Raw genomic sequence first — 21,749 nt, 5'->3', positions numbered from 1 at the left:
GGGAGCAGGGGCGGCGTCCTGCGTCAGCGCCACGGTCTCGGCCGGCCGCGCGCTGTCCACCCAGAAGCCCCGGCGCAGGGCCTCCGAGAAGCGGGCCTCGAAGACGGCCTCGTCTTCTCCCTCGCTGCGCCAGCGCGCCTTGACGAGGGCCAGCGCGTCCTCGGCATCGTCACCACCCGACAGGAAGGCCAGCATCTGCGGCAGCGTCCGGCCGTTGTAGAGCGGCGCGATGGTCGGCTGGATCAGCCCCACGGTCCCGTCGAGGGAGCGGACGTCACCCCAGGATTCCAGCGGATGCGCGATCGGCAGGTGCCAGTCGGCGTGGGCACCGGTTTCGTCGTAGTAGAGCCCGGCATGGATCTTGAGCGGCACCCGCTCCATCCGGGCCGCGAAGTCGAGGGCGCCCGGCGCGTCGTAGACCGGGTTTGCGGCGAGCACGATCAGCGCCTTGACCGCGCCGCGCTCCATCGCCTCGGTCAGCTCCGCCAGCGTGCCAGCCCCCTGTTCCGCGGCGGGCTCGATGTGTCGCAGGGTCGCGCCGGTGTTGCCGAGCGCGCCGTTCAGGCGGTGGACCAGCGCGTGCAGATCCGGGCCCGCGGTCAGGCCCGCCGTGACGATCCCGGCACCCCGGGCCTCCGCGAGGGCCTTGCCGGCCTCCCGCGCCCAGCGGGCGACCGGATCGTCGCCCCCCGGCGCGGCACCGCCACCGGCCATGCCCAACAGATCGCGGGCGAGGTCCTCCAGGCGGCCACCCGGGACCACGACGCCGTGATCGGCCTTGGCGCTGGTGAGCGTCGGGGTCGGGGCGGCGGCGTGGAGGGTCAGGAGGCGCCCGTCCGCGTAGGCGGCCCGCCGCGCATCGATCCAGCGCCGGGACAGCCCCACTTGGCCCGGCCCGAGATCCAGAAAATCGCCGTCGAGGGCCACGATGGTGCGCGCCCGGTCGAATACGGGCAGCGTCTCCAGCGGCCTTCCATAGGCCCGGCGGGCGCCCTCGTAGAGCCCGTCGCGCGGCGCGCCCGCGCCGACATGCCAGCGGAGCGCCGGGTAGGCGGCCCGCAGCCGGGCGATCTGCGCGGCCAGCGTGGGCGAGGTCACCGGGCCGGTGAGCAGGGCGATCCCCTCGCCCCGGTTCTCGCGCCACGCCGGCATCTGCGCCTGCAGATCCGATCGGAAGGCCGCCCAGGAACTCGGCCGGCCGAGATGCTGCACCGCCTGCGACCGGAACGGATCGTAGAGCCCGAGCACCGAGGCCTGGGCCATCACGTCCGTGCCGCCGCGGCTCCAGGGATGGTCGGGATTGCCCTCGATCTTCAGCGGTCGTCCGTTGCGGGTGGTGACCAGCACGCCGTTGCCGAACCCGTCGAAGACGGACGCGGACGCGTAGGCGAGGTCCGTCCCCGGCACGATCCGCTCGGGCTGGTTGACGTAGGGCACCTCGTAGTCGCGCCCGCCCCCGCTGCCACAGGCCGTGAGACCGCCGAGCGCGAACGAGGCCGCCATCAGCTTCAGGAAGCCGCGCCGCTCCGGCGCCGCGGCGAGCCGGGAGGCCGAAGGGAACTCGGCGGCGAGATAGGCGCGAAACTCCGGGCTGTCGGCTACGGCGTCGAGGCTGCGCCAGAAGCGCGGGCCGTCGCCGCGGCTGAGTTTTTCACGGAGGGTCGCGAGGTCGGAGGCGCCGGTCATCGGTGGCAGATCCCGCACTCGGTGAGCCGCGCGCCGCCGCGGATATGGTTCTGCGCGACCAGCTTCGGCCCCAGCGTCGCCTGATCGGCGGGCGGTTTCCAGGTCATGTTCCAGACCTGATCGGGGGTGCGCACGTACTTCTCCGGTGCCCGGTGGCAGTCCAGGCAGAACTTCATCTCGAAGGCGTTGGCCCGGTAGGTCATCTGCATCGACGTGACGTCGCCGTGGCAGGTCGAGCAACCGATCCCCTTCGTCACGTGCACGGAGTGGTTGTAGTAGACGTATTGCGGCAGCTTGTTCAGCCGCGTCCATTCCAGCGGCTTGTCCTGGCCGTAGCTGTCGCGCACCGGCTTGAGCATGTCCGAGCCGGTCCAGATCTGCGAGTGGCAGGTCATGCAGGTGTGGGTCGGCGGGATGCCGGCGGTGGCCTCCTTCTCGACCGTGGTGTGGCAGTAGCGGCAATCGATGCCGAGCTCGCCGGAATGGTGCTTGTGGCTGAACGGCACCGGCTGGGCCGGCGCCACGCCGACGCCCGTGACGTAGTTCGAGCGCACGATCCCGGCGGCCAGCACCGGCAGCCCGACCAGGCAGGCGACGCCGGTCATCAGCGCGAGCCGGTAGAGCGCGTCGGCGCCGGGGGTGAACAGCTGCGCCATCAGCCCTGCCCACGCCGGAGGGCGGTCGGGATGTCGCGCTCACTCCGGTCAAGCTCTCGCCGCAAGCCTTGCCTCACCCTCAGATCCCGATCGCGACCGGACCGCGCACCGCCCTGCACCACACGTCTAACCTAGAGCGCTTCCAGACGGGGGCTAGAACTTGGATCAGGCTGGCCGACATGTCGCACGGCCTCGGAACGCTTTCCGTGGCCGGCGCGAGGGCCTATGCCCATGCCGCTCGCGATGGGACGCCGCGGACGCCCCCCCGTTCCCCTCCGGAGACGCATGGAATCCGATCCTCTCCTCCTGACCTGGCGTGCCGCGCGGCGTCTGCACGGGGCCGCCGCGGCCCTCGCGGTCGGGGTCGGCGCGCCGCTCTGCGCGCTGGCCATCCTGTGCCTGCGCGACCTCGTCGCGGTGCTGCCCCGCGACGATGCGCCGACGCTCGCCTTCCTGCGCCTCGCCGTGCCCCTGCAGGGCCGCGAGCTCGTCCTGGCACCGGGCGTGCCGATGCGGGCGGCCGGGCTCGAACTCGCGGCGTTCCTGTGCATCGCCGCCTGCGCGGTGATCCTGGCGGGTCTCGGCTGGTGGGTAGCGCGCCTGTGCTTCAAGGCCCAGACCCGCGCCGCCGACGCGGTGCGCGAGGGTGTCCTGCGGGCGGTCCTCGACGCCCCGGCCGGGGCGCGGGACGAGGCGCGCAGCCTCGCCCGCCTCGTCGGCGAGGTGCTGGCGCGGGCCGACCGGCTGCTCGCGGCCGGCATCGTCCTGCCGGCGATGACGCTCGCCGCGCTGGTCCTGGCCCTGGGGTTCGCCGCCCTGGCGGCGCCCAGGCTGATCCCGGCCGCCGTGGTCGGCCTCGGGGCGGTCGGCCTCGCCTACGGGCTGGTGCTGGAACGGGCCCGGGACCGGCAGGACCTGCGCCTGCGCAGCAGCGTGCGGGCCGAGGAGAACCTGAACGACCTCGTGCGCCGCCTGCCGGCGGTGCGCAACCACGGGGCGGCCGCCCTGGAACGGACGCGCATCGCCGCCCGCGTGACGGCGATGCGCGGCACCGTCGCCCGCGCCGAGGCGCGGCTCGCCTATGCGCGGGCACCGGCCCTGGCGCTGGCGGTGATCCTGCCCGCGATCGCGATCGGCACGGCCCTGTGGCGGACGGCCGCTCCGGGGGCGCCCCCGGTGCCGCCGGTGGATCCGGCGGCTTTCCTGGCGGCGGTGGGCGCCTTCGGCCTCGCGGGCTGGCTCGCCGCCGCCTGCGCGCGCCTCTGGACGGTGCGCCGCGCCGTGCGTCCGCGCTTGCGCGACCTCGCCCGCATCGTCGCGTCCCTCGAAGGCCGGCGGGCGCGGCCCGGCGCGCCCGTGCCGCTGCCCCGCTCGGGCCTCCTCGCGACCCAGGGGGTCGGCGCCTTCGATCCGGCCACCGGCGAGCGGCTGACCGGCGTCGATGTGGCGATCTCCATGCCGGGCCACGTGGCGATCACCGGCACCCGGGGCAGCGGCGCCCGGGCGCTGGCGGCGGTGCTCGCCGGACAGGTCGAGCCGACCGCCGGCACCGTCACCTATGCGGGCACGGACCTGCGCGGCTTCGATTCCGCCGAGCGCGCCCGCCGCATCGCCTTCGCGGCCGGCGAGGCGATCCTGATGGCGGGCTCGCTGCGCCAGAACCTGCTCTACGGCACCGACCCGACCCGGGCGCCCGACGACATCGCCCTCGTGGGACTCTGCCGGCTGACCGGGCTCGACGGCTTCGTGTATGCCCGCGGCCTGACCGGACGGCTCGATCCCGCGGCCCGGCCGCGGCTCGCGGCGGCGATCGTCTCGGCCCGCCGGACCATGCGGCAGGCGCTGGCCACCAAGGGGGCCGAGCGCCTCATCGAGCCGTTCGACCCCGATCGTTACAACCATCAGGCCAGCATCGGCGAGAACATCCTGTTCGGCGAGCCGGTGGGCGGTGCCTTCGCGCCCCTGCGCTTCGCCCGGCACCCCTACCTGCGGGCGGTGCTGGAGGCCGAGGGGCTGGTGCGGGCCCTGACCGAGATCGGCCTGTCGGTCGCCCGCAGCACCGTGGAGATCTTCGCCGACCTGCCGAACGATCATCCGCTGTTCGACGCCTACTCGCTGTTCCAGGCCGCGGAGCGGGGCTATTTCGAGGACCTCGTGGTGCGCCTGCCCGATGCCGGGGGCCTGCGCCGGGGGCCCGCGGGCCAGCGCGACCGGATGCGGCTGATCGGGCTCGCCCTGCGCTACAGCGAAACGCGCCATCGCTTCGGCCTGATCGACACGGCCTTCGAGGAGCGGCTGGTCCAGGCCCGGCGCTCCTTCGCGCGGATGCTGCCGGCCCATCTCGCCGGCGCGGTGGAGTTCCACGATCCCGGCCGGGTCAACCCGGCCGCGAGCCTCCAGGAGAACCTGCTGTTCGGCCGGATCAGCCTGGGCGAGGCCAATGCCGAGCCGCGGGTGCGGGCGCTGGTGCGGCGCGTGCTCGCCGAGGAGGGCCTGGAGGCCGCGGTCTACGAACTCGGCCTCGACAGCAAGGTCGAGATCCAGCCGAGCACCGGCGCCCTGGCGGACGGGGCGATCAACGCCCGGGAGCGGATGGCGATCGAGCTGGTCCGTTGCCTTGCCCGCGAGCCCGATATCCTGGTCGTTGCGATCGCCGCCGACGAGCGCAAGGAGGGGCTGAGCGACCGCCTTGCCGGGCTGCGTCAGGTGCGGGCCGGGCGCGGCCTGATCGTCTGCCTGCCCGGGGCCGCCGTGTTGGACGGGATCGCCCCGTTCGACGCGGTGATCGCGGTGGAGAACAGCGCCGTGGTGGCGCCCGAGCCGGTGAACGCGGAGGCGGAACCGGCGCCGGTGGCGTGAGCGGCCATTGGTCGCGAAGGTGGCCAGACGCCCAGCGCGCCCGATCTGCCCAAGGGTGCCCGCGCGGACCGAAGGACGGCCGCGGGGCTGAGGAGATCCCCATGAGAGTGTCGGTTCTGGCGGTCCTGGCGGCACTGACCGCGCCCGTCGCCACGGCCCAGGCGGGCGACGCGACCCTGGCCAGCGCAGGCAACTGGGACCTGAAGCGGTCGGACAGCGATGCGACGCGCGAGGCCGCGTGCCTTCTGACGCCGAAGACACCGTCACGGATCCAGGTGACCAGGGACAAGCTCGTGGTCACCGGACTGCCGAAAAACGCGATCTTCAATTATCAGTACAGAATCGACGACAAGCCCGCCTCGACACCGGCGTTTCCGCCCAGCGCCATGCAGAGCGAAGGTCTCATCGCCCTTGATGGCGATGCGCTGACAGAGATTTTAAACGGCCGGCGATTTCAGATCCGCATCCTCGATAAATGGCACGAGGCGATCACGGAGGACGTCGATCTGTCCGGCCTGAAAGACCTGCACGGGAAGCTGGCCCAGGCCTGCACATAGAGCCCCTACGCGACCGCCGGAGCGGCCGCCGCGACGCGCCGAGGGCATGCCTCACGGCCCCACGCCGCGTCGTTCAGGGCTCAGTGCGGCATGAGCTGAGGGATGGCCTTCCGCAGACGCCCATAGCCCCGGGTGGCCAGGGGCCAGGCGGCCTCGTCCCAGGCGCGGCGAACCCGCAGGCAGCCGGCCGGCAGCGCATCGGCGGAGGGCCCGACCGGGGCCCAGGCCGTCACCGTCGGACAGCCCGCATCCCAGTCGGCCGGGACCAGGGTCGCCGGACAGTCGAAATGCGCTGCGGCCCGCGTCAGTGCGTCGGCCATCGCAGCCCGATCGGCCTCCCGCACCCGGTCCGAGGCGTCCGGCGCATGGACGACGAGGCCGCCGACCCGGACGATCCTGGCGTCGCCGAGCGGAAGGCTTTCCGGGTTCAGGTCATCGAGATGCAGCAGCAGTGCGACGTCGCCGGCCGGCGCCGCGTCGGCCCGCTTGATCGGGACCTCCCGCGGCGGCGTGGCCTCGTCCAGGGGGTCCGGATATTCGTCGAGGCCGACGGGGTCGAAGCGGCCGTCGGTGTACCGCCGGATGTTCTCGGCCCGGGCGACATAGTGCTTGCCGCGCGTGTGCAGGCCGGCCACCCAGCGCCACGACAGGGTGTTGCTCGCCGGATCGCCGTCGATCAGATGCGCCATGAAGAACGCGGCTCCGAGCGCCCAGGGCAGGCGCAGGGTGAAGATCCAGATCGAGGCGAACCACATCCGGGTGTGGTTGTGCAGCCAGCCCGTCTCGACGAGGTCCGCGACCCAGTCGTCGAACCCGTCGATGCCGGTCCGGCCCGCGATGGCGGCCTCGTAGGTGCGGCGCAGCCCCGGCTCAGTGGCCAGCCGCCTGCGGTCCGCCGCGGCCAACGCCAGGAATCCGGTCCAGGCCTCGGGGTGGGTCTCGAGGTGACCCTTGAAGTAGGTCCGCCAGAACACCTCGGACACGAATTTTTCGGCGCCCCCGTCGCCGAACGCGCGATCGGCCGCGGCCACCACCTCGGCCTCGGTGATCAGCCTCCGGCGCAGGTAGGGCGAGAGCGCCGATGTCGTCGGCGCCGCGTCCGGTCCGCGGTCGGTGTTGCGGGCACCGGCATAGGCAAGGCCCGCCTGCGCGAGAAAAGCGGACAGCCGGTCGAGCGCGACGTCGCGGGTCATGGGAAAGGTGCGATCCATGCCGGCGAGTTAGGGCGGGTTCCCTCGTCGCCGATGCGACCCATTTCCTGGACGTCGCTCGGATCCGCGTCAGGTCTGCGTTGGCGGGAACCCCCTGGGATCGTCCCGGTCCACAGCCTCACCGCCGCCGCAATACTCCGTCAGGTCGGGAATCCGGTCCGCTCGGTGCCATCCCGGCCGATCCAGCCCGGACGGTTCATGTCTCGAACGCCCTCGATCATCCGCGCTGCCGGCTTCGTCCTCCTGGCGCTCTCCGGCCCTGCCGCAGCCCAGGCCGGCAAGGCCGAGGCGCCGATCCCGGCCGCGACCCTCGCGCTGATGGCCCAGAAGGGCGTCACCGCCGCGTCGCCCGTGCTGTTCCGGGCCTACAAGAAGGAATCGGAGATCGAGGTCTGGAAGAAGGGCCCGTCCGGCTACGTCTTCATCAAGACCTTCCCGATCTGCCGCTGGTCCGGCCAGCTCGGCCCCAAGCGCAAGAGCGGCGACCGGCAGACCCCGGAGGGGTTCTACACGGTGCCCCGGCGCCAGATGAACCCGAACTCGCACTACTACCTGTCCTTCGACGTCGGTTATCCGAACGCCTACGACCGGGCCCATGGCGGCACGGGATCCGCCGTGATGGTCCACGGCATCTGCTCGTCGATGGGCTGCTTCGCCATGACCGACGGCACGGTCGGCGAGATCTACGCCATCGCCCGCGAGGCCCTGAAGGGCGGGCAGGCGGCGTTCCAGTTCCAGTCCTACCCGTTCCGGATGAGCGCCGAGGCCATGGCCCGCCACCGGACCGACCCGAACTTCGCCTTCTGGCGCGAGCTCAAGACCGGGTCCGACCGGTTCGAGGCGAGCCGCGAGGAGCTTCAGGTCTCGGTGGTCGCCGGCCGCTACGCCTTCGCGCCGTCCAGGAATCCCGCGGTCGAGGCGGCCGTGGCGACCCGCCAGGCCGTCGAGGAGGCCCGGATCGCGGCGCTCGCCGAGGCGGGGGAGCCGGCCGTGCGTACCACCTATTCCGACGGCGGGCAGAACGCCTTCTGGGCGGCCTACACGGCCCGGGGCGGGGCGGTCGGCGACGTCAGCCGGCCGGAGGCCCTGGCCTTCGCGGGGCAGGAGGTGGTGATCGTGCCCGGTCACCGCGCCGCGCGCCCGGTCCCGGAGGCGGTCTGGAGCACCTGGGCGGCGGGCTCCGCCCTGTCGCCCCGGCGGATGGCCGGCTTCGTCCCGGTCTACGAGCGCGCCGCGGATCCGTTCGGGGCGCTCGCCGGCCCGATCCCGACCCGCTACGGCGACGGCCTGCCCTCCTGGCTCACCGCAGGCCTCGGCGGACTCACCCTCGGCCACGCGCATCCGTTCGGTTCGACCTCGGGCCTCATCGCGTCGGCCGAGACCCCGTGAGGCATGCGGGAGCCCGCCGCCCCGGCCCATCCGTGTGCGCAGACGCACATCACGGGGGCGTGCGGCCCACCAATTCATGGTACGGCAGGGGACGCACGGTACTCTCGAACCGTCGGCCTGCCGTAATCTTTGCCCTCTTCCCGGAACGGCGACGGGGTCTCGATCGTAACGGATCGGGATCGACGTCCGCAGATTCGTGATCGCCATGTCCAATACGTATGGGCCGACCGTCCCGGCGGCCAATCAGGACCTCGTACTGCGCTTCTGGGGCGTCCGCGGCTCGACCCCGGTCAGCGGCCCCCAGTATGTCGAGTTCGGCGGCAGCACGCCCTGCCTGGAGGTCCGTTGCGGGCAGCGGATGTTCATCGTCGATGCGGGCTCGGGCCTCTACAACCTCGGACAGGGCCACCGGACCGACCTGCCGCAGGAAGTCGACCTGCTGTTCAGCCACCTGCACCTCGACCACACGGCGGGTCTGCCGTTCTTCAAGCCCGCGGTTCTGGACTGCAACCGGGTGATCAACACCTATTGCGGCAATCTCGGCGGCGAATCGGCGGGCCCGACCCTCGACCGGCTGTTCGCGCCGCCGCTCTTCCCGGTTACGCTCGACAAGCTGTGCTGCACCTTCAACCATCACGGGTTCCAGGCGGGCCAGACCCTGACCTTCCCGGACGGGACGCGGGTCGACACGATCGCGCTGAACCATCCGCAGGGCTCGGTGGGCTATCGGTTCGAACATGGCGGCCGCCGCCTGTGCCTGATCAGCGACATCGAGCACAGCGATCCCTGGCCGGACCCGGCGCTCGCGGAGTTCGTCGCCGGGGCCGACCTGATGGTCTACGACGGCATGTTCACGGACGGCGAATACCCGACCTGCCGGGGCTGGGGCCATTCCACGTGGCAGAAGGGCGTCGAGCTGGCGCAGGTGGCGGGGGTGAAGGCGCTGGCCATCATCCACCTGCACCCCGCCCATTCCGACACGGCGTTGCGCGACATGGAGGCCGACCTTCAGGCCGAGATGCCGACCGCCTTCATCGCCCGCGAATCCCAGAGCATCACGGTCGGTGCCCCCCGCACCGTGAGCCGCCGGGCGAGCGGCCGGCCGGCCGTGGCGCGCGAGGTGCGCCGCCGGGTCAAGGTCGCCTGAGCAGGGCGCAGGCGGAGCGGGCTCGGGCCGCTCAGCGGGCCAGGGAACGGGCCTTGCGCGCCCGGTTGAACCGGCCGAACCCGAACAGCACGAACAGGGCGACGCCGATGGTCAGGATGCTCCAGCCGTAATTGCTGACGAGCTGGGCGTCGATCGGATGGCCGATCCAGCCGAGGGCGACGAGCAGGCCGAGGACGGCGATCGCCGCGGAGACGAACATTCCTACAATCATCGCACTCTCCGGCGGACGCGACCGCGCCGGCCGATGCGGCGCGAGACCGTGAGAATGCGTGGGACCGGCGGCCGTTCCGTCCCAGGATCGGGGCTGCCCGGCGTCAGAAGCGCCGCAATCCGCGATCTTCGCGCGGCGCCTGATTGCAACGCCCTCGGCCCCCGCTCTAAGTAGGCCCCGTTATGGCGCCCCGGGGCGCGCGGAGCCCGAGACCACGGCGATGACCGGCCCAGACACCATCAACACGACCGCGAGCGCGGATACGCCCCGGGACAGCGGAGCCGCCGTCCCGGCGACTTCGGGCCCCCTGCGCCCGCAGGATCAGCTCGTGACGATCTACGGCGGCTCCGGGTTCCTGGGGCGGCACGTCGTGCGGGCGCTGGCCAAGCGCGGCTACCGGATCCGCGTCGCGGTGCGGCGGCCGGATCTCGCGCTGTTCCTGCAGCCCCTGGGGCAGGTCAACCAGATCGTGGCCGTCCAGGCGAATCTGCGCTACCCCGACTCGGTGACCCGCGCCGCCGAGCGCGCGGACGTGCTGATCAACCTCGTCGGCATCCTGCAGGAGACCGGCTCCCAGAGCTTCGCGCGCCTGCAGGTCGAGGGGGCCGAGGCGATCGCCCGCGCGGCGGCCCGGCAGGGCGCCCGGATGATCCACGTCTCGGCGATCGGGGCGGATGCGGCCTCGCCGTCGCACTACGCCCGCACCAAGGCCGAGGGCGAGGCCAAGGTTTTCGCCGCCTGCCCGGACGCGGTGGTGATCCGGCCGTCGCTGATCTTCGGGCCGGGCGACGGCTTCTTCAACCGCTTCGCCGGGCTGGCCCGGGCGCTCCCGGTCCTGCCGCTGGCGGGCGGGCAGTCGCGCTTCCAGCCGGCCTTCGTGGGCGATGTCGCCGAGGCGATCGCCCGCGCGGTCGACGGCACGTTGGCGCGCGGCAAGGTCTACGAACTCGGCGGCCCGGAGGTCGGCACGCTGGAGCATTTCGTGCGCTACATGCTGAAGACGATCCGGCGCAAACGCGTCGTGGTCGACCTGCCGCTGCCGGCGGCCAAGCTCCAGGCCCGCCTGCTGGAGATCGCCGACACGCTCACCTTCGGCCTGCTGCCCGACACGCTCAAGCTCACCCGCGATCAGGTGATCCTGCTCCAGAACGACAACGTCGTCTCGGAGGCCGCCAAGGCCGAGGGCCGGACCTTCGAGGGGATGGGGATCATCCCGACCGCCGCCGAGGCGGTGGTGCCGGGCTACCTCTGGACCTACCGGAAGGCCGGCCAGTTCTCCACGGAGCGGGACGAGGAGCACCTGTCCGAAGTGCCCGATTCGATCGCGCCGCGGCCCCTGGCGGCCAGCTCCCAGCACCGGCCGCAGACCGCCTCGGGCCCGGCGATCGGCGCCGATGCGGGAAGCTCTCCGGGGGCCGGCATGGGCGTGCGCTGGGGGACCCGGAAGCCGAGCTAGATGGTGAGCCACATCCGCACCGGCGCCGCCACGGCCTGGACGTGAGGCGCATCCTCGTCACCGGGGCCGCCGGGTTCGTGGGCGGGCACGTCCTGCCGCTCCTGGCAGCGGCGGGCGACCGCGTGGCGGGGATCGGGCGGGGGCCTGCGCCCCCGCTGCCGGAGGGCGTCACCTACGAGACCGTGGATCTCCTCGACGAGGCGGCACTCCGCGGCTTCGTGGACCGGTTCCGGCCGACCGAAATCCTGCACCTCGCGGGTCTCGCCTCGGTGGCCGATTCCGCCAGCGGACCCGGGCAGACGTGGCGGGTGAACGTCAACGGGCTGATGAACCTCGTCGCCGCCGTCGAATCCGTACCGGGCTGCACGTTCTTCGACGTCAGCTCCGGCGAGGTCTACGGCAGCGCCTTCCTGGCCGGGCACGCGCTGAGCGAGGCGGCCGAGCCGCTGCCGCGCAACACCTATGCCCGGTCGAAATGGGTCGGCGAGCAGCTGCTGCGCGACCTGCTGCCCCGAATCGGCGTGAAGCTGGTGGTGCTGCGGCCGTTCAACCATATCGGCCCGGGCCAAGACGAACGCTTCGTGGTGGCGTCCTTCGCGGGGCAGATCGCCCGGATCGAGGCCGGCCTGGTGCCGCCCTGCCTGGAGGTCGGCAACCTCTCCTCGTACCGCGACTTCCTGGACGTGGCGGACGTGGCGCAGGCCTATGCCGACCTGATCGGCCAATCGGACGCGCTGAGGGACGGCAGCGTGTTCAACATCAGCTCCGGTGTGCCGCGCACGATCGCCAGCGTGCTGGAGGATCTGCGCGCCCGGGCGCGGGTGCCGTTCGAGATCCGGGTCGCCCCCGAGCGGGTGCGCCCGACCGAGATCCCCGTGGCGGCCGGCGATGCCGGGCTGCTGCGCGCCATGACCGGCTGGCGGCCACGGATCGCCTGGGACGCCGCCGTGAACCGGGTGCTGGACGACGCGCGGGCGCGGCTGGCGACCGCTCACACCTCTCAAGCTTGAGCGCGGGTTCCCCTCGCCCCGCTTGCGGGGAGAGGCCCGCACGGACCGCGTCGTCCGTGCGGGAAGCGGAGGCGAAGCCGCAGCGGCGGTGAGGGGGCGGCTCCGGAAGAGACTCATCCGTTCGAGCCCCCTCACCCTCGGCTGCCGCCTCGCCGCGCTCCCCGACAAGGGGGAGACGCAGCCCTCTCCCCGCAAGCGGGGCGAGGGGTTTCTCGCCCACCACGCTGGCGCGCAGTCCGCAAGCCCCAGATGGGGGCGGGCGGGAGACGCGCCTCGGCGCCTCCTACCGCACCACCCCCTTAACCCGCAGCGCGTCCTGCGCCTCCGCCGGATACGCCAGCTGCTCCGCCAGGATCTCCGCGCTCGAATCCCCGAGCCCCGGCGGCATCCGGCGCACCGGCAGGCGCCGCCCGTCGAGCCGGTAGGGTGGGGCGATCACGTGGGCGTTGTCGGCGCCGCCGACCACGAGACCCGCCTCCCGGGCCCGGTCGCAGGTCAGCGCCTCGCGCAGGCCCATCACCTCGCCGCAGGGGATGCCGGCCGCCCGCAGCCGAGCGATCAGCGGGCCGCGCTGCCAGCGCGCCAGCGCGGCCTCCAGCACCGGGATGAAGGCCGCGCGGTTCTTCGAGCGGTCGAGGTTGGTGGCGAAGCGCGGATCGGCGACGAGATCCGGCCGCTCCAGCACCTGCTCGCAGAAGCGGCGGTACTGGCCGTTGTTGCCGACCGTGATCACCACGGGCCCGTCCGCGGCCTCGAACACCCCGTAGGGCACGATCGACGGATGGGCGTTGCCGTAGCGGGGCGGGTCGATGCCCCGGGCCAGCGCCTCCAGCCCGTAATAGGAGGTCAGCGCCACGCCGCAATCGAACAGCGCGAGGTCGATCGCCTTGCCGCGCCCGGTGCGCTCCCGCTGATAGAGGGCCGCCAGGACGGCCTGGGCGGCGTATTGCCCGGTGAACAGGTCCACCGCCGCGACCCCGAACTTCAGGGGCGGCCCGCCGGCCTCGCCGTTCAGCGCCATCACGCCGGATTCGCCCTGGACCACGAGGTCGTAGCCGGGCCGGCCCGCCTCCGAGCCGTCGGAAGCATAGCCGGCAATCGAGCAGTAGATCAGCCCGGAATTCTCCGCCGCCAGGTCCGCGTAGCCGAGGCCGAGCTTCTCGGCCCCGCCGGTCTTGAAGTTCTGCACCAGCACGTCGCTCTCGCGGGCCAGCGCCTTCACGATCGCCAGCCCCTCCGGCGTGGCGAGATCGACGCCGATCGAGCGCTTGTTGCGGTTCACGCTGTCGAAATACGAGGTGTTGCCGGGGCTGGTGGGCACACCCCAGTCGCGGGTGTCGTCGCCGCGCTCGGGGTGCTCGACCTTGATCACGTCGGCGCCGAGGTCGCCCAGCACCTGCGCGCACCAGGGCCCCGCCAGGACCCGGGACAGGTCGAGCACCCGGATCCCGGCGAGCGGCAGATCGTGAGCCGGATCAGCATCCATCGAACGGGTCCTCGGTTTATGGAAAAATCCCGGCTTCAAAAGGTCTCCGACCTTTTGCGGGTCCAGGGCAGAGCCCTGGTGTCGGGCTTCGCCCGAAATCTGGGCTCCGCCCCGACACCCCGCCAAAGGGCTCGCCCTTTGGAAACCGCGTCCTCACGGCTCAAGCTCCCATGACGCCGTCGAGGCTGCGCACGGCCTCGATCAGCTTCGGGCGCGCCACGTCCAGGAGGAAGCGCGCATCGGTGATGACGGTGGGGGCGCCGCAATTGATCGACATGGGCGGCAGCCCGCCGCCGGGATGGAACCCGACCGCGATGGCGCAGACCGTCTCCTGCCACTCGCCGAACGAGGTGCAGCAGCCGATCTCCCGGTGCTCCGCCACGGCCCGGTCGAGGCCGGCGCGCAGCGCAGGCCACGCCACCGGGTCCAGCGCCTCCAGATCCGCGTAGAGGCTCGCGCGCTCCCGGTCGGGGCAGATTGCCACGTAGGCGCGCCCCATGGCGCTGCGGGCGAGCGAGATGCGCGAGCCGGTATCGAGATTGAGCGAGATCGCCGCCGGGCCGCGCTGGCACTCGACGTAGCGCATGCTCAGCCGGTCGCGCACGCCGAGCCCGACCGAGGCGTTGGCCGCCTCCGCCACCGCCCGCAGGATCGGCCGGGCGATCGCCCGCACGTCGAGCCCGCCGAGCGCCGCCGCGCTGAGCGCGATGGTGGCGGTGCCGAGCCGGTAGCGACCGAGCGCGGGCTCGTGCTGCAGGTAGCCGAGCTTGGTCAGCGTGTAGGTCAGCCGCGACACGGTGGAGCGGGGCAGGCCGCAGGCCGCGGCGATGTCGTGGTTGGCGAGGCTGGTGCGGCCCGGGCCGAAGCAGGCCAGGACCGACAATCCCCGGGCCAACGCCGTGACGAAGTGGCGATCCTCCTTGGCGCCGGATCCGGCGCCGTCGGGCTCGGCCAGCAGGATCTCTCCGGTCGTCATCGGCGCAGGAAGGCCGCGAAGGCCGCCTGCGCATCCGGCCCGCGGCGCAGGGCGTGGAACACCTCCGCTTCCTCGGCGAGTGCGCGGGCGACGGGCTCATCCTGGCCCCGGCGGAGGGCTTGCTTGGTGGCGGCGATCGAGGCCCGGGGCAGGGCGGCCAGCGACCGGGCCTTGGCGAGGGCCACCTCCAGCGCCGTCCCCGCCGGCACGGCGGCGTTGACGAGGCCGGCCGACACGGCATCGGCGGCCGTGAACGGCGCGCCGAGCATCAGCAGCTCGGCGGCGCGCTTCGTGCCCGCCACCAGCGGCAGCAGGTAGCTCGATCCGCCCTCGGGACTGAGGCCCAACGCCGTGAACGGCAGGCGGAACCGGGCGCCATCCCCCGCATAGGCGAGGTCGCAATGGAGCAGCAGCGTCGTGCCGATGCCGACCGCGTGCCCCTCGACCGCCGCCACGACCGGCTTCGGGCAGGCGCGCAGGGCCTTGAGGAAAGTCAGGCCGGGGCTGTCGCCCCCGGTCTCGACATCCTGGAAATCCCTGAGGTCGTTGCCGGCGGTGAAGCAGCCGCCCGCGCCGGTCAGCACCACGGCGGCCACGCTCGCGTCCCCGGCCACCGCCCGGAAGGCTTCGGCCAGCCCCGCATAGGCGGCGCGATCGAGGGCGTTGCGCCGCTCCGGCCGGTCGAGGGTGACCAGCCGGAGGCCGGGCTCCGGATCGGTGAGGCGGATGGTCGAGGGAAGGGGCTCAGGCATCGGTCGCGCCGACGGTGCTCTGGAGCGGAACGCCTTTCCCCTCCCCCTTGCGGGTGACGATGGTCACGCATCCCCGGCGGCCTCCGGCCTCGATGACGGAGCGCGACAGGCCCCCTCTCCCGTGCGGGAGAGGGTTGGGGTGAGGGACGAGAACCTTCAGAATTGAGCACGCCATAGACGCGCGAAGGCGGCGCGCCATGTCCGGAACGTTCTCATCCCTCACCCGGCTTTCTGCGAAAGCAGACCTCTCCCGCACGGGAGAGGGGACCCGCGCTTCACTGAGCTGCCGCCGTGAGGATGCCCAAGGTCCGAACCCCCGGCGCCAATCCCCGCCGAAGTTAGGCGTGTTCTGCGTGCGTTCGGCGATCGACAGCCGCATCCTGACGCTCACGGCACAGCCTCCCCCCCATACTCCGCCGACAGTCCCGCGACGCGCCCCCGCGCCGCCGCGTAGTCCCGGGCCAGCCGGGCCACCAGATCGGCGGTGGCGGGGGCATCCGCGATGGTGCCGACGCCCTGGCCGGCGCCCCAGACATCCCGCCACGCCTTCACGCTGCTGCTGCCGAAATCCATCGCGGTCTTGTCGCGCACCGGCAGCGCGTCGGGATCGAGCCCGGCGGCGCGGATGCTCGGCGTCAGGTAATTGCCCGGCACGCCGGTGAAGTAGGGGGTGTACAGGATGTCGGAGGCCGCGCTGCCGGCGATCATGTCCTTGTAGGCCGGGGCCGCGCTCGCCTCCCGGGTGGCGATGAACCGGGTGCCCATGTAGGCGAGGTCGGCGCCCATCGCCTGGGCGGCCAGGATCGACGCGCCCGAGGTGATCGCCCCCGACAGGATCAGCGGCCCGTCGTAGAACCGCCGGATCTCGCCGACCAGGGCGAAGGGGCTCATCGTCCCCGCATGCCCGCCCGCGCCGGCACAGACCAGGATCAACCCGTCGACGCCGGCCTCCAGCGCCTTCTCGGCGTGGCGCACGGTGGTGACGTCGTGGAACACCACGCCGCCATAGGCGTGGACCGGGCGGATCACCGCGTCGGGCGCCCGCAGGGACGTGATGATGATCGGCACCCGGTGCCGGACGCAGGCCTCGACATCCTGCGCCAGCCGATCGTTGGAGGCGTGGACGATCTGGTTCACCGCAAACGGCGCGATCCGTCTCGACGGATCGGCGGCACGGGCCTCCGCGAGGGTGCGGGTGATCCGGGTGAGCCACTCGTCCAGCAGCTCGGCCGGGCGGGCGTTGAGCGCCGGAAACGAGCCGACCACGCCGGCGAGGCACTGGGCGATCACCAGCTCCGGGCCGGAGACGATGAACATCGGCGCGCAGATCACCGGCAGGGCGAGCCGGCCGCGCAGGGCCTCGGGCAGGCGGCCGGCGGAGATCTGTTCGGGGCCGTCGCTCACCGCCGGCTCCCCGCGGCCTGAACCTGCGCCGGAGAGGCGCTTCCGCGCCGCGCGCCCCGCTCGATGCTGCCCACCGCGATCCTCCCCCAGCCTCCGGCGGCCCGGCCATCGGTCACGGACCGCCGCCGAGTCCCGCCCGGGCCGTTTTGATGCCACGCGCCCGGGCCGCCGGTCAAACCTCCGCGCCGGCAGCCTTCTGCACTGCGGAACATCGCGTTTCATGTCCCGGACCGTTCCGATCCGTTCTTGACGATGGCGGCGGCGACGATCAACATCCGGCCGAATTGCGGACGTCTATTCTGCATTGCAGAACAACAGGGAGTTCCGGGTGGTTCGTCAGGAGGTCGCGGGCGGCGTGGCCGTGCTCACGCTCGCCAACCCGCCGGTCAACGCGCTCGGCGCCGCGATGCGGGCGGCCCTCGACGCGGCTTTCGCGCAGGCCATCGCGGACGATTCGGTCCGGGCGATCGTGCTGGCCGCCGAGGGCAGGGTGTTCGTGGGCGGCGCCGACATCACCGAATTCGGCAAGCCGCAGCAACCGCCGAGCCTGCCGGACGTGCTGGAGCGGCTCGATGCCAGCCCGAAGCCGGTGGTGGCGGCCATCGGCGGCGCGGCCCTGGGTGGCGGGCTGGAGCTGGCGATGGCCTGCCACGGCCGCGTGGCGGCGCCCGCCGCCCAGCTCGGCCTGCCGGAGATCAAGCTCGGGATCATCCCGGGGGCGGGGGGCACGCAGCGCCTGCCGCGCCTGATCGGGCCCGACGCCGCCTTCGCGATGATGCTCACCGGAGAGCCGGCCTCCGCCGAGCGGGCGGCGGCGCTCGGGATCGTCGATGCCGTGGTGCTGGGCGACCTCGTGGCGGCGGCCCGGACCCGCGCCCTCGAACTCGCCGATTCCGGCGCCCTGCCGCGGGTGCGCGACCGGTCCGACACGCTCACCCCGGACGCGCAGAAGGCCTTCGAGGCGCGGGCCGCCGAGGCGGTGAAGCGCGATCCCGACGCCACCAACGTCCACGCCCTGGTCCGCGCCGTGCGGGCCGGCCTGGAGCAGGATTTCGATGCGGCCGTGGCGGTCGAGCGGGCCGAGTTCCGCACCCTGGTGGAGGATCCGCGCTCCAAGGCCCTGCGCTACGCCTTCTTCGCCGAGCGCGAGGCGGCGCGGGTGCCCGGCCTGCCGAAGGACACGCCGCGGCGCCCCATCCACACGGCCGCCGTCATTGGCGCCGGCACGATGGGCGGCGGCATCGCGATGTGCTTTTCCAATGCCGGCATCCCCGTGACGGTGATCGAGACGGAGGAGGGGGCCCTGACCCGCGGCCTCGACCGGGTGAAGGGCCTCTATGCCGGCTCGGCCAAGCGCGGTTCGATCACCGAGGCCCAGCGCGACGCGCGGATCGGCCGGATCACCGGCGCGATCGGCCTGGAGAACGCGAGCCACTTCGAGATCGTCATCGAGGCGGCCTTCGAGGATATGGGCGTCAAACGCGAGATTTTTTCGCGGCTCGACGCCATCGCCAAGCCCGGCGCGATCCTGGCCACCAACACCTCCTACCTCGACGTGAACGCCATCGCGGCCGTCACAAGCCGGCCGCAGGACGTGCTCGGTCTGCACTTCTTCAGCCCGGCCAACGTCATGCGCCTCGTGGAGGTGGTCCGTGCGGAAAAAACCGCGCCGGACGTGCTGGCCACCGCCCTGGACCTGGGCAAACGGCTCAACAAGCTGCCGGTGACGGTGGGGGTCTGCTTCGGCTTCGTCGGCAACCGCATGCTGGAACGCCGCAGCCGCGCCGGCGAGCGCCTGCTGCTCGAAGGCGCGCTCCCGCACGCGGTCGATGCGGCGGTCACCGGCTTCGGCTTCAAGATGGGGCCCTTCGCCATGGGCGACCTCGCGGGGCTCGATATCGGCTGGCGCTCGCGCAAGGATTTCGGCGGCCGGGCGCCGATCGCGGATTCCCTCGCCGAGATGGGTCGGTTCGGCCAGAAGACCGGACGCGGTTTCTTCCTGTATCCGGACGGCGCCCGGACCGGGACGCGCGATCCCGAGGTGGAGGCGCTGATCGCACGGGTCGCCGCCGAGCACGGCATTGCGCACCGGAGCTTCAGTTCGGAAGAAATCGTCGCTCGCCTCATGTACCCGATGGTCAACGAGGGCGCGCGGATCCTGGAGGAGGGCATCGCGGCCCGGCCGGGCGACATCGATACGATCTGGATCAATGGCTACAACTGGCCCGCCTGGCGCGGCGGCCCGATGCACTGGGCCGACACGGTGGGGCTCGAGACTATCGCCGCAGCGCTGACGCGCTTCGCCGCCGAGACCGGCGACGACAGCCAGGAGCCGGCGCCGCTGCTGAGGCGCCTCGCCGCCGAGGGCGGCCGCTTCGCCGACTGGACGGCGGCCTGATGCGGACCTGGTCCCGGTTTCCAAAGGTCCGAGACCTTTGGCGGGTGCAGGGCAGCGCCCTGCCGAAGGCCGAGGCCGCATCCGTCGGGGCGTCGCCCCGACACCCCACCGAAGGGCGTGACGCCCTTTGGAAACCCCGGAGGAACCCGTCATGACCGACGCGGTGATCGTCGCGACCGCCCGCACGCCCATCGGCAAGGCCCATCGCGGCGCGCTGAACCTCACCCGCGGCGCCGACCTCGCCGCCCACGCGATCCGGGGCGCCCTCGACCGGGCGCACCTGGAGCCCGGGGCGGTCGAGGAGGTGGTGCTCGGCTGCGGCTATCCGGAGAACGCCACCGGCGGCAACGTCGCCCGGCACGCCGCCCTGGTGGCGGGGCTCCCGGTCGCGTCGGCCGGCGTCACGGTCTCGCGCTTCTGTGCCTCGGGCCTGGAGGCGATCGCCAGCGCGGCCCGCCGCATCATCCTCGACGGCGTGCCGGTGGCGGTGGCGGGGGGCGTCGAGTCGATCAGCCTCGTCCAGGCGAAGGTGCAGCGGGAGCTGACCCGCAACGCGTGGCTGGAGGCCCACCTGCCGGCGATCTACATGCCGATGATCGAGACCGCCGACATCGTGGCCGAGCGCTATCGGATTTCCCGGGAGGCGCAGGACCGCTTCGCCCTGGAGAGTCAGCGCCGCACTGCGGCGGCGCAGGAACGCGGGCTGTTCGACGACGAGATCGTCCCGATGAGCGCCCTGATGGCTGTGACCGACAAGGCCACCGGCGAGACCCGGGAGGTCGAGACCCGGCTCGCCAGGGACGAGGGCAACCGGCCCGACACGACTCTGGAGGGGCTTTCCAAGCTCAAGCCCGTGCACGGGGAGGGGGCCTTCATCACGGCGGGCAATGCGAGCCAGCTTTCGGACGGCGCCGCAGCCAGCGTGCTGATGTCGGCCGGGGAGGCGGCGCGGCGGGGTCTCACGCCGCTCGGCACCTTCCGGGGCTTCGCCTCGGCCGGCTGCGGACCGGACGAGATGGGCATCGGCCCGGTCTTCGCGGTGCCGCGGCTGCTGGAGCGGCAGGGTCTTACAGTGGCCGATATCGACCTGTGGGAGCTGAACGAGGCCTTCGCGTCGCAGTCGGTCTATTGCCGCGACAAGCTCGGGATCGACCCGGACAAGGTCAACGTCAACGGCGGGGCCATCGCGGTCGGCCACCCGTTCGGCATGTCGGGCGCGCGGCTCGTCGGCCACGCCCTGCTGGAGGGCCGTCGCCGCGGGGCGCGCTACGCCGTCGTCACCATGTGCGTCGCCGGCGGCCAGGGCTGCGCCGGCCTGTTCGAGATCGGGGGCTGACGATGGATCTCCGCTTTACGCCGGACGAGATCGCGTTCCGCGACGAGGTGCGGACTTTCTGCCGGACGGAGGTTCCGGCCGACATCCGAAAAAAGGTCTCGGAGGGGCGCAGCCTCACGAAGGAGGATTACGTCACCAGCCAGCGGATCCTCAACGCCAAGGGCTGGGCGGTGCCGCACTGGCCGCAGGAATGGGGCGGCCGGGATTGGACCTCGATCCAGCGCTACATCTACACCGAGGAGCTGTTCCAGGCGGCGGTGCCGCTGCCGCAGCAGTTCAATTGCTACATGTTCGGGCCCGTGCTGGCGACCTTCGGGCGGCAGGACCAGAAGGCCCGCTTCCTCCCGCGCGCCGCCAATCTCGACGATTGGTGGTGCCAGGGCTTTTCCGAACCCGGCGCCGGCTCCGATCTCGCCTCGCTCAAGACCAAGGCTTTGCGCGACGGCGACCATTACGTCGTCGATGGTCAGAAGACGTGGACGACGCTCGGCCAGCACGCCGATTGGATCTTCTGCCTCGTCCGCACCGACTTCGAGGCCAAGAAGCAGCGCGGCATTTCCTTCCTGCTGATCGACATGAAGACGCCCGGCATCACCGTGCGGCCGATCCTCACCCTGGAGGGCCGGCACGAGGTCAACGAGGTTTTTTTCGATTCTGTCCGCGTGCCGGTCGAGAATCTCGTGGGCGAGGAGAACAAGGGCTGGGACTACGCGAAATTCCTGCTCGCCAACGAACGCACCGGCATCGCCCGGATCGGGCTGACCAAGGAGCGGATCGCCCGGATCAAGCGGCTGGCCCGCGAGATGCCGGCCGGGTCCGGCACGATGTGGGACGATCCCGCCTTCCGGACCCGGGTCGCGGAGGTCGAGATCGAATTGAAGGCCCTGGAAATCACCCAGATGCGGGTGGCGGCCAAGCAGGGCCGGGCGGATTCGGTCGAGCCGGATCCGGCCTCGTCCCTCCTCAAGATCCGCGGCTCGCAGCTCCAGCAGGCGGCGACCGAATTGCTGGTGGAACTCGCCGGGCCGTTCGCGCTCGCGGCGCCGTCACGCGCGGCGGGGGCCAACAACCTGCCCGGGGGCTTCGACTGGGTCGACGCGGCGGCGCCCAGCTACTTCAACAACCGCAAGGTCTCGATCTACGGCGGCTCGAACGAGATCCAGCACAACGTCATCGCCAAGGGTATCTTGGGAT

General features: G+C 72.4%; 17 protein-coding genes. 9 read left to right on the top strand and 8 right to left on the bottom strand.

Features of this window, described 5'->3' with window-relative positions:
* Positions 1–1,686 (bottom strand): TAT-variant-translocated molybdopterin oxidoreductase (locus tag OXS49_RS25760; RefSeq protein ID WP_267427507.1); only part of this gene is annotated, 1,686 nt, incomplete at its 3' end.
* On the bottom strand, positions 1,683–2,342 hold the full coding sequence (locus OXS49_RS25755) for a cytochrome c3 family protein (protein WP_244001918.1): 660 nt from the start codon (positions 2,340–2,342) through the stop codon (positions 1,683–1,685). The genes OXS49_RS25760 and OXS49_RS25755, both read right to left, overlap by 4 nt.
* Positions 2,343–2,627: 285 nt before the next feature.
* On the opposite strand from OXS49_RS25755, the gene OXS49_RS25750 reads away from it, so the two are divergent.
* Positions 2,628–5,201, top strand: a complete 2,574-nt coding sequence (locus OXS49_RS25750; RefSeq protein ID WP_244001916.1) for an ABC transporter ATP-binding protein — start codon at positions 2,628–2,630, stop codon at positions 5,199–5,201.
* Between the two features lie 101 nt (positions 5,202–5,302).
* A complete protein-coding gene (locus tag OXS49_RS25745) occupies positions 5,303–5,758 on the top strand; it encodes a hypothetical protein (RefSeq protein WP_267427506.1) in 456 nt (151 codons plus the stop codon).
* Positions 5,759–5,838: 80 nt separating this feature from the next.
* Here the strand turns inward: OXS49_RS25745 and OXS49_RS25740 are convergent, their stop codons facing one another.
* The gene (locus OXS49_RS25740) at positions 5,839–6,951 is read right to left on the bottom strand and encodes an FAD-binding domain-containing protein (RefSeq protein WP_267427504.1); all 1,113 of its coding nucleotides are present in this window, start codon (positions 6,949–6,951) and stop codon (positions 5,839–5,841) included.
* 216 nt (positions 6,952–7,167) lie between these two features.
* Between OXS49_RS25740 and OXS49_RS25735 the strand changes: the two genes are divergently transcribed.
* Positions 7,168–8,358 (top strand): murein L,D-transpeptidase family protein, encoded by a 1,191-nt coding sequence (locus OXS49_RS25735; RefSeq protein WP_267427502.1) that lies wholly within the window; start codon positions 7,168–7,170, stop codon positions 8,356–8,358.
* Positions 8,359–8,563: 205 nt separating this feature from the next.
* On the top strand, positions 8,564–9,505 hold the full coding sequence (locus tag OXS49_RS25730) for an MBL fold metallo-hydrolase (protein ID WP_267427500.1): 942 nt from the start codon (positions 8,564–8,566) through the stop codon (positions 9,503–9,505).
* A gap of 31 nt (positions 9,506–9,536) precedes the next feature.
* Here OXS49_RS25730 and OXS49_RS25725 read toward each other — a convergent pair whose 3' ends face one another.
* A complete protein-coding gene (locus tag OXS49_RS25725; protein ID WP_244001908.1) occupies positions 9,537–9,737 on the bottom strand; it encodes a hypothetical protein in 201 nt (66 codons plus the stop codon).
* A 220-nt stretch (positions 9,738–9,957) separates the two neighbouring features.
* Between OXS49_RS25725 and OXS49_RS25720 the strand changes: the two genes are divergently transcribed.
* Together OXS49_RS25720 and OXS49_RS25715 are read left to right on the top strand one after the other, a co-directional pair.
* Positions 9,958–11,193, top strand: a complete 1,236-nt coding sequence (locus OXS49_RS25720) for a complex I NDUFA9 subunit family protein (protein WP_267427499.1) — start codon at positions 9,958–9,960, stop codon at positions 11,191–11,193.
* 41 nt (positions 11,194–11,234) lie between these two features.
* Positions 11,235–12,203, top strand: a complete 969-nt coding sequence (locus tag OXS49_RS25715) for a GDP-mannose 4,6-dehydratase (RefSeq protein ID WP_267427497.1) — start codon at positions 11,235–11,237, stop codon at positions 12,201–12,203.
* Between the two features lie 283 nt (positions 12,204–12,486).
* Here the strand turns inward: OXS49_RS25715 and OXS49_RS25710 are convergent, their stop codons facing one another.
* From OXS49_RS25710 to OXS49_RS25695, 4 genes are all read right to left on the bottom strand, one after another.
* On the bottom strand, positions 12,487–13,689 hold the full coding sequence (locus OXS49_RS25710) for a CaiB/BaiF CoA-transferase family protein (protein WP_244003460.1): 1,203 nt from the start codon (positions 13,687–13,689) through the stop codon (positions 12,487–12,489).
* A gap of 160 nt (positions 13,690–13,849) precedes the next feature.
* Positions 13,850–14,665 carry an IclR family transcriptional regulator gene (locus OXS49_RS25705; protein ID WP_244003462.1) on the bottom strand — a complete coding sequence of 272 codons (816 nt, stop codon included), beginning with the start codon at positions 14,663–14,665 and terminating at the stop codon, positions 13,850–13,852.
* The gene (locus tag OXS49_RS25700; protein ID WP_267427495.1) at positions 14,662–15,417 is read right to left on the bottom strand and encodes an enoyl-CoA hydratase-related protein; all 756 of its coding nucleotides are present in this window, start codon (positions 15,415–15,417) and stop codon (positions 14,662–14,664) included. Before OXS49_RS25700 ends, OXS49_RS25705 begins: the two co-directional genes overlap by 4 nt.
* A 387-nt stretch (positions 15,418–15,804) precedes the next feature.
* Complete coding sequence (locus OXS49_RS25695) at positions 15,805–16,821, bottom strand: nitronate monooxygenase family protein (protein ID WP_267427493.1); 1,017 nt, start codon at positions 16,819–16,821, stop codon at positions 15,805–15,807.
* Positions 16,822–17,149: 328 nt separating this feature from the next.
* On the opposite strand from OXS49_RS25695, the gene OXS49_RS25690 reads away from it, so the two are divergent.
* From OXS49_RS25690 to OXS49_RS25680, 3 genes are all read left to right on the top strand, one after another.
* A complete protein-coding gene (locus OXS49_RS25690) occupies positions 17,150–19,219 on the top strand; it encodes a 3-hydroxyacyl-CoA dehydrogenase NAD-binding domain-containing protein (protein ID WP_267427492.1) in 2,070 nt (689 codons plus the stop codon).
* A gap of 151 nt (positions 19,220–19,370) precedes the next feature.
* Positions 19,371–20,555 (top strand): acetyl-CoA C-acyltransferase, encoded by a 1,185-nt coding sequence (locus OXS49_RS25685; protein ID WP_267427490.1) that lies wholly within the window; start codon positions 19,371–19,373, stop codon positions 20,553–20,555.
* Positions 20,556–20,557: 2 nt separating this feature from the next.
* Positions 20,558–21,749: acyl-CoA dehydrogenase family protein (locus OXS49_RS25680; protein WP_267427489.1), on the top strand; the 1,192-nt coding region annotated here is incomplete at its 3' end.

The sequence above is a fragment of the Methylobacterium sp. GC_Met_2 genome, from assembly GCF_026540795.1.
Classification (GTDB): Bacteria; Pseudomonadota; Alphaproteobacteria; order Rhizobiales; family Beijerinckiaceae; genus Methylobacterium.
Note: the sequence above shows the minus strand (reverse complement) of the source record. Positions and strands in the feature narration are given on the sequence as shown.

What these genes read in the sequence shown, in the direction of transcription:
- OXS49_RS25755 (WP_244001918.1), bottom strand. Translation starts at nt 2,342, where the DNA reads ATGGCGCAGCTGTTCACCCCCGGCGCCGACGCGCTCTACCGGCTCGCG.
- OXS49_RS25750 (WP_244001916.1), top strand. Translation starts at nt 2,628, where the DNA reads ATGGAATCCGATCCTCTCCTCCTGACCTGGCGTGCCGCGCGGCGTCTG.
- OXS49_RS25745 (WP_267427506.1), top strand. Translation starts at nt 5,303, where the DNA reads ATGAGAGTGTCGGTTCTGGCGGTCCTGGCGGCACTGACCGCGCCCGTC.
- OXS49_RS25740 (WP_267427504.1), bottom strand. Translation starts at nt 6,951, where the DNA reads ATGACCCGCGACGTCGCGCTCGACCGGCTGTCCGCTTTTCTCGCGCAG.
- OXS49_RS25735 (WP_267427502.1), top strand. Translation starts at nt 7,168, where the DNA reads ATGTCTCGAACGCCCTCGATCATCCGCGCTGCCGGCTTCGTCCTCCTG.
- OXS49_RS25730 (WP_267427500.1), top strand. Translation starts at nt 8,564, where the DNA reads ATGTCCAATACGTATGGGCCGACCGTCCCGGCGGCCAATCAGGACCTC.
- OXS49_RS25725 (WP_244001908.1), bottom strand. Translation starts at nt 9,737, where the DNA reads ATGATTGTAGGAATGTTCGTCTCCGCGGCGATCGCCGTCCTCGGCCTG.
- OXS49_RS25720 (WP_267427499.1), top strand. Translation starts at nt 9,958, where the DNA reads ATGACCGGCCCAGACACCATCAACACGACCGCGAGCGCGGATACGCCC.
- OXS49_RS25710 (WP_244003460.1), bottom strand. Translation starts at nt 13,689, where the DNA reads ATGGATGCTGATCCGGCTCACGATCTGCCGCTCGCCGGGATCCGGGTG.
- OXS49_RS25705 (WP_244003462.1), bottom strand. Translation starts at nt 14,665, where the DNA reads ATGACGACCGGAGAGATCCTGCTGGCCGAGCCCGACGGCGCCGGATCC.
- OXS49_RS25700 (WP_267427495.1), bottom strand. Translation starts at nt 15,417, where the DNA reads ATGCCTGAGCCCCTTCCCTCGACCATCCGCCTCACCGATCCGGAGCCC.
- OXS49_RS25685 (WP_267427490.1), top strand. Translation starts at nt 19,371, where the DNA reads ATGACCGACGCGGTGATCGTCGCGACCGCCCGCACGCCCATCGGCAAG.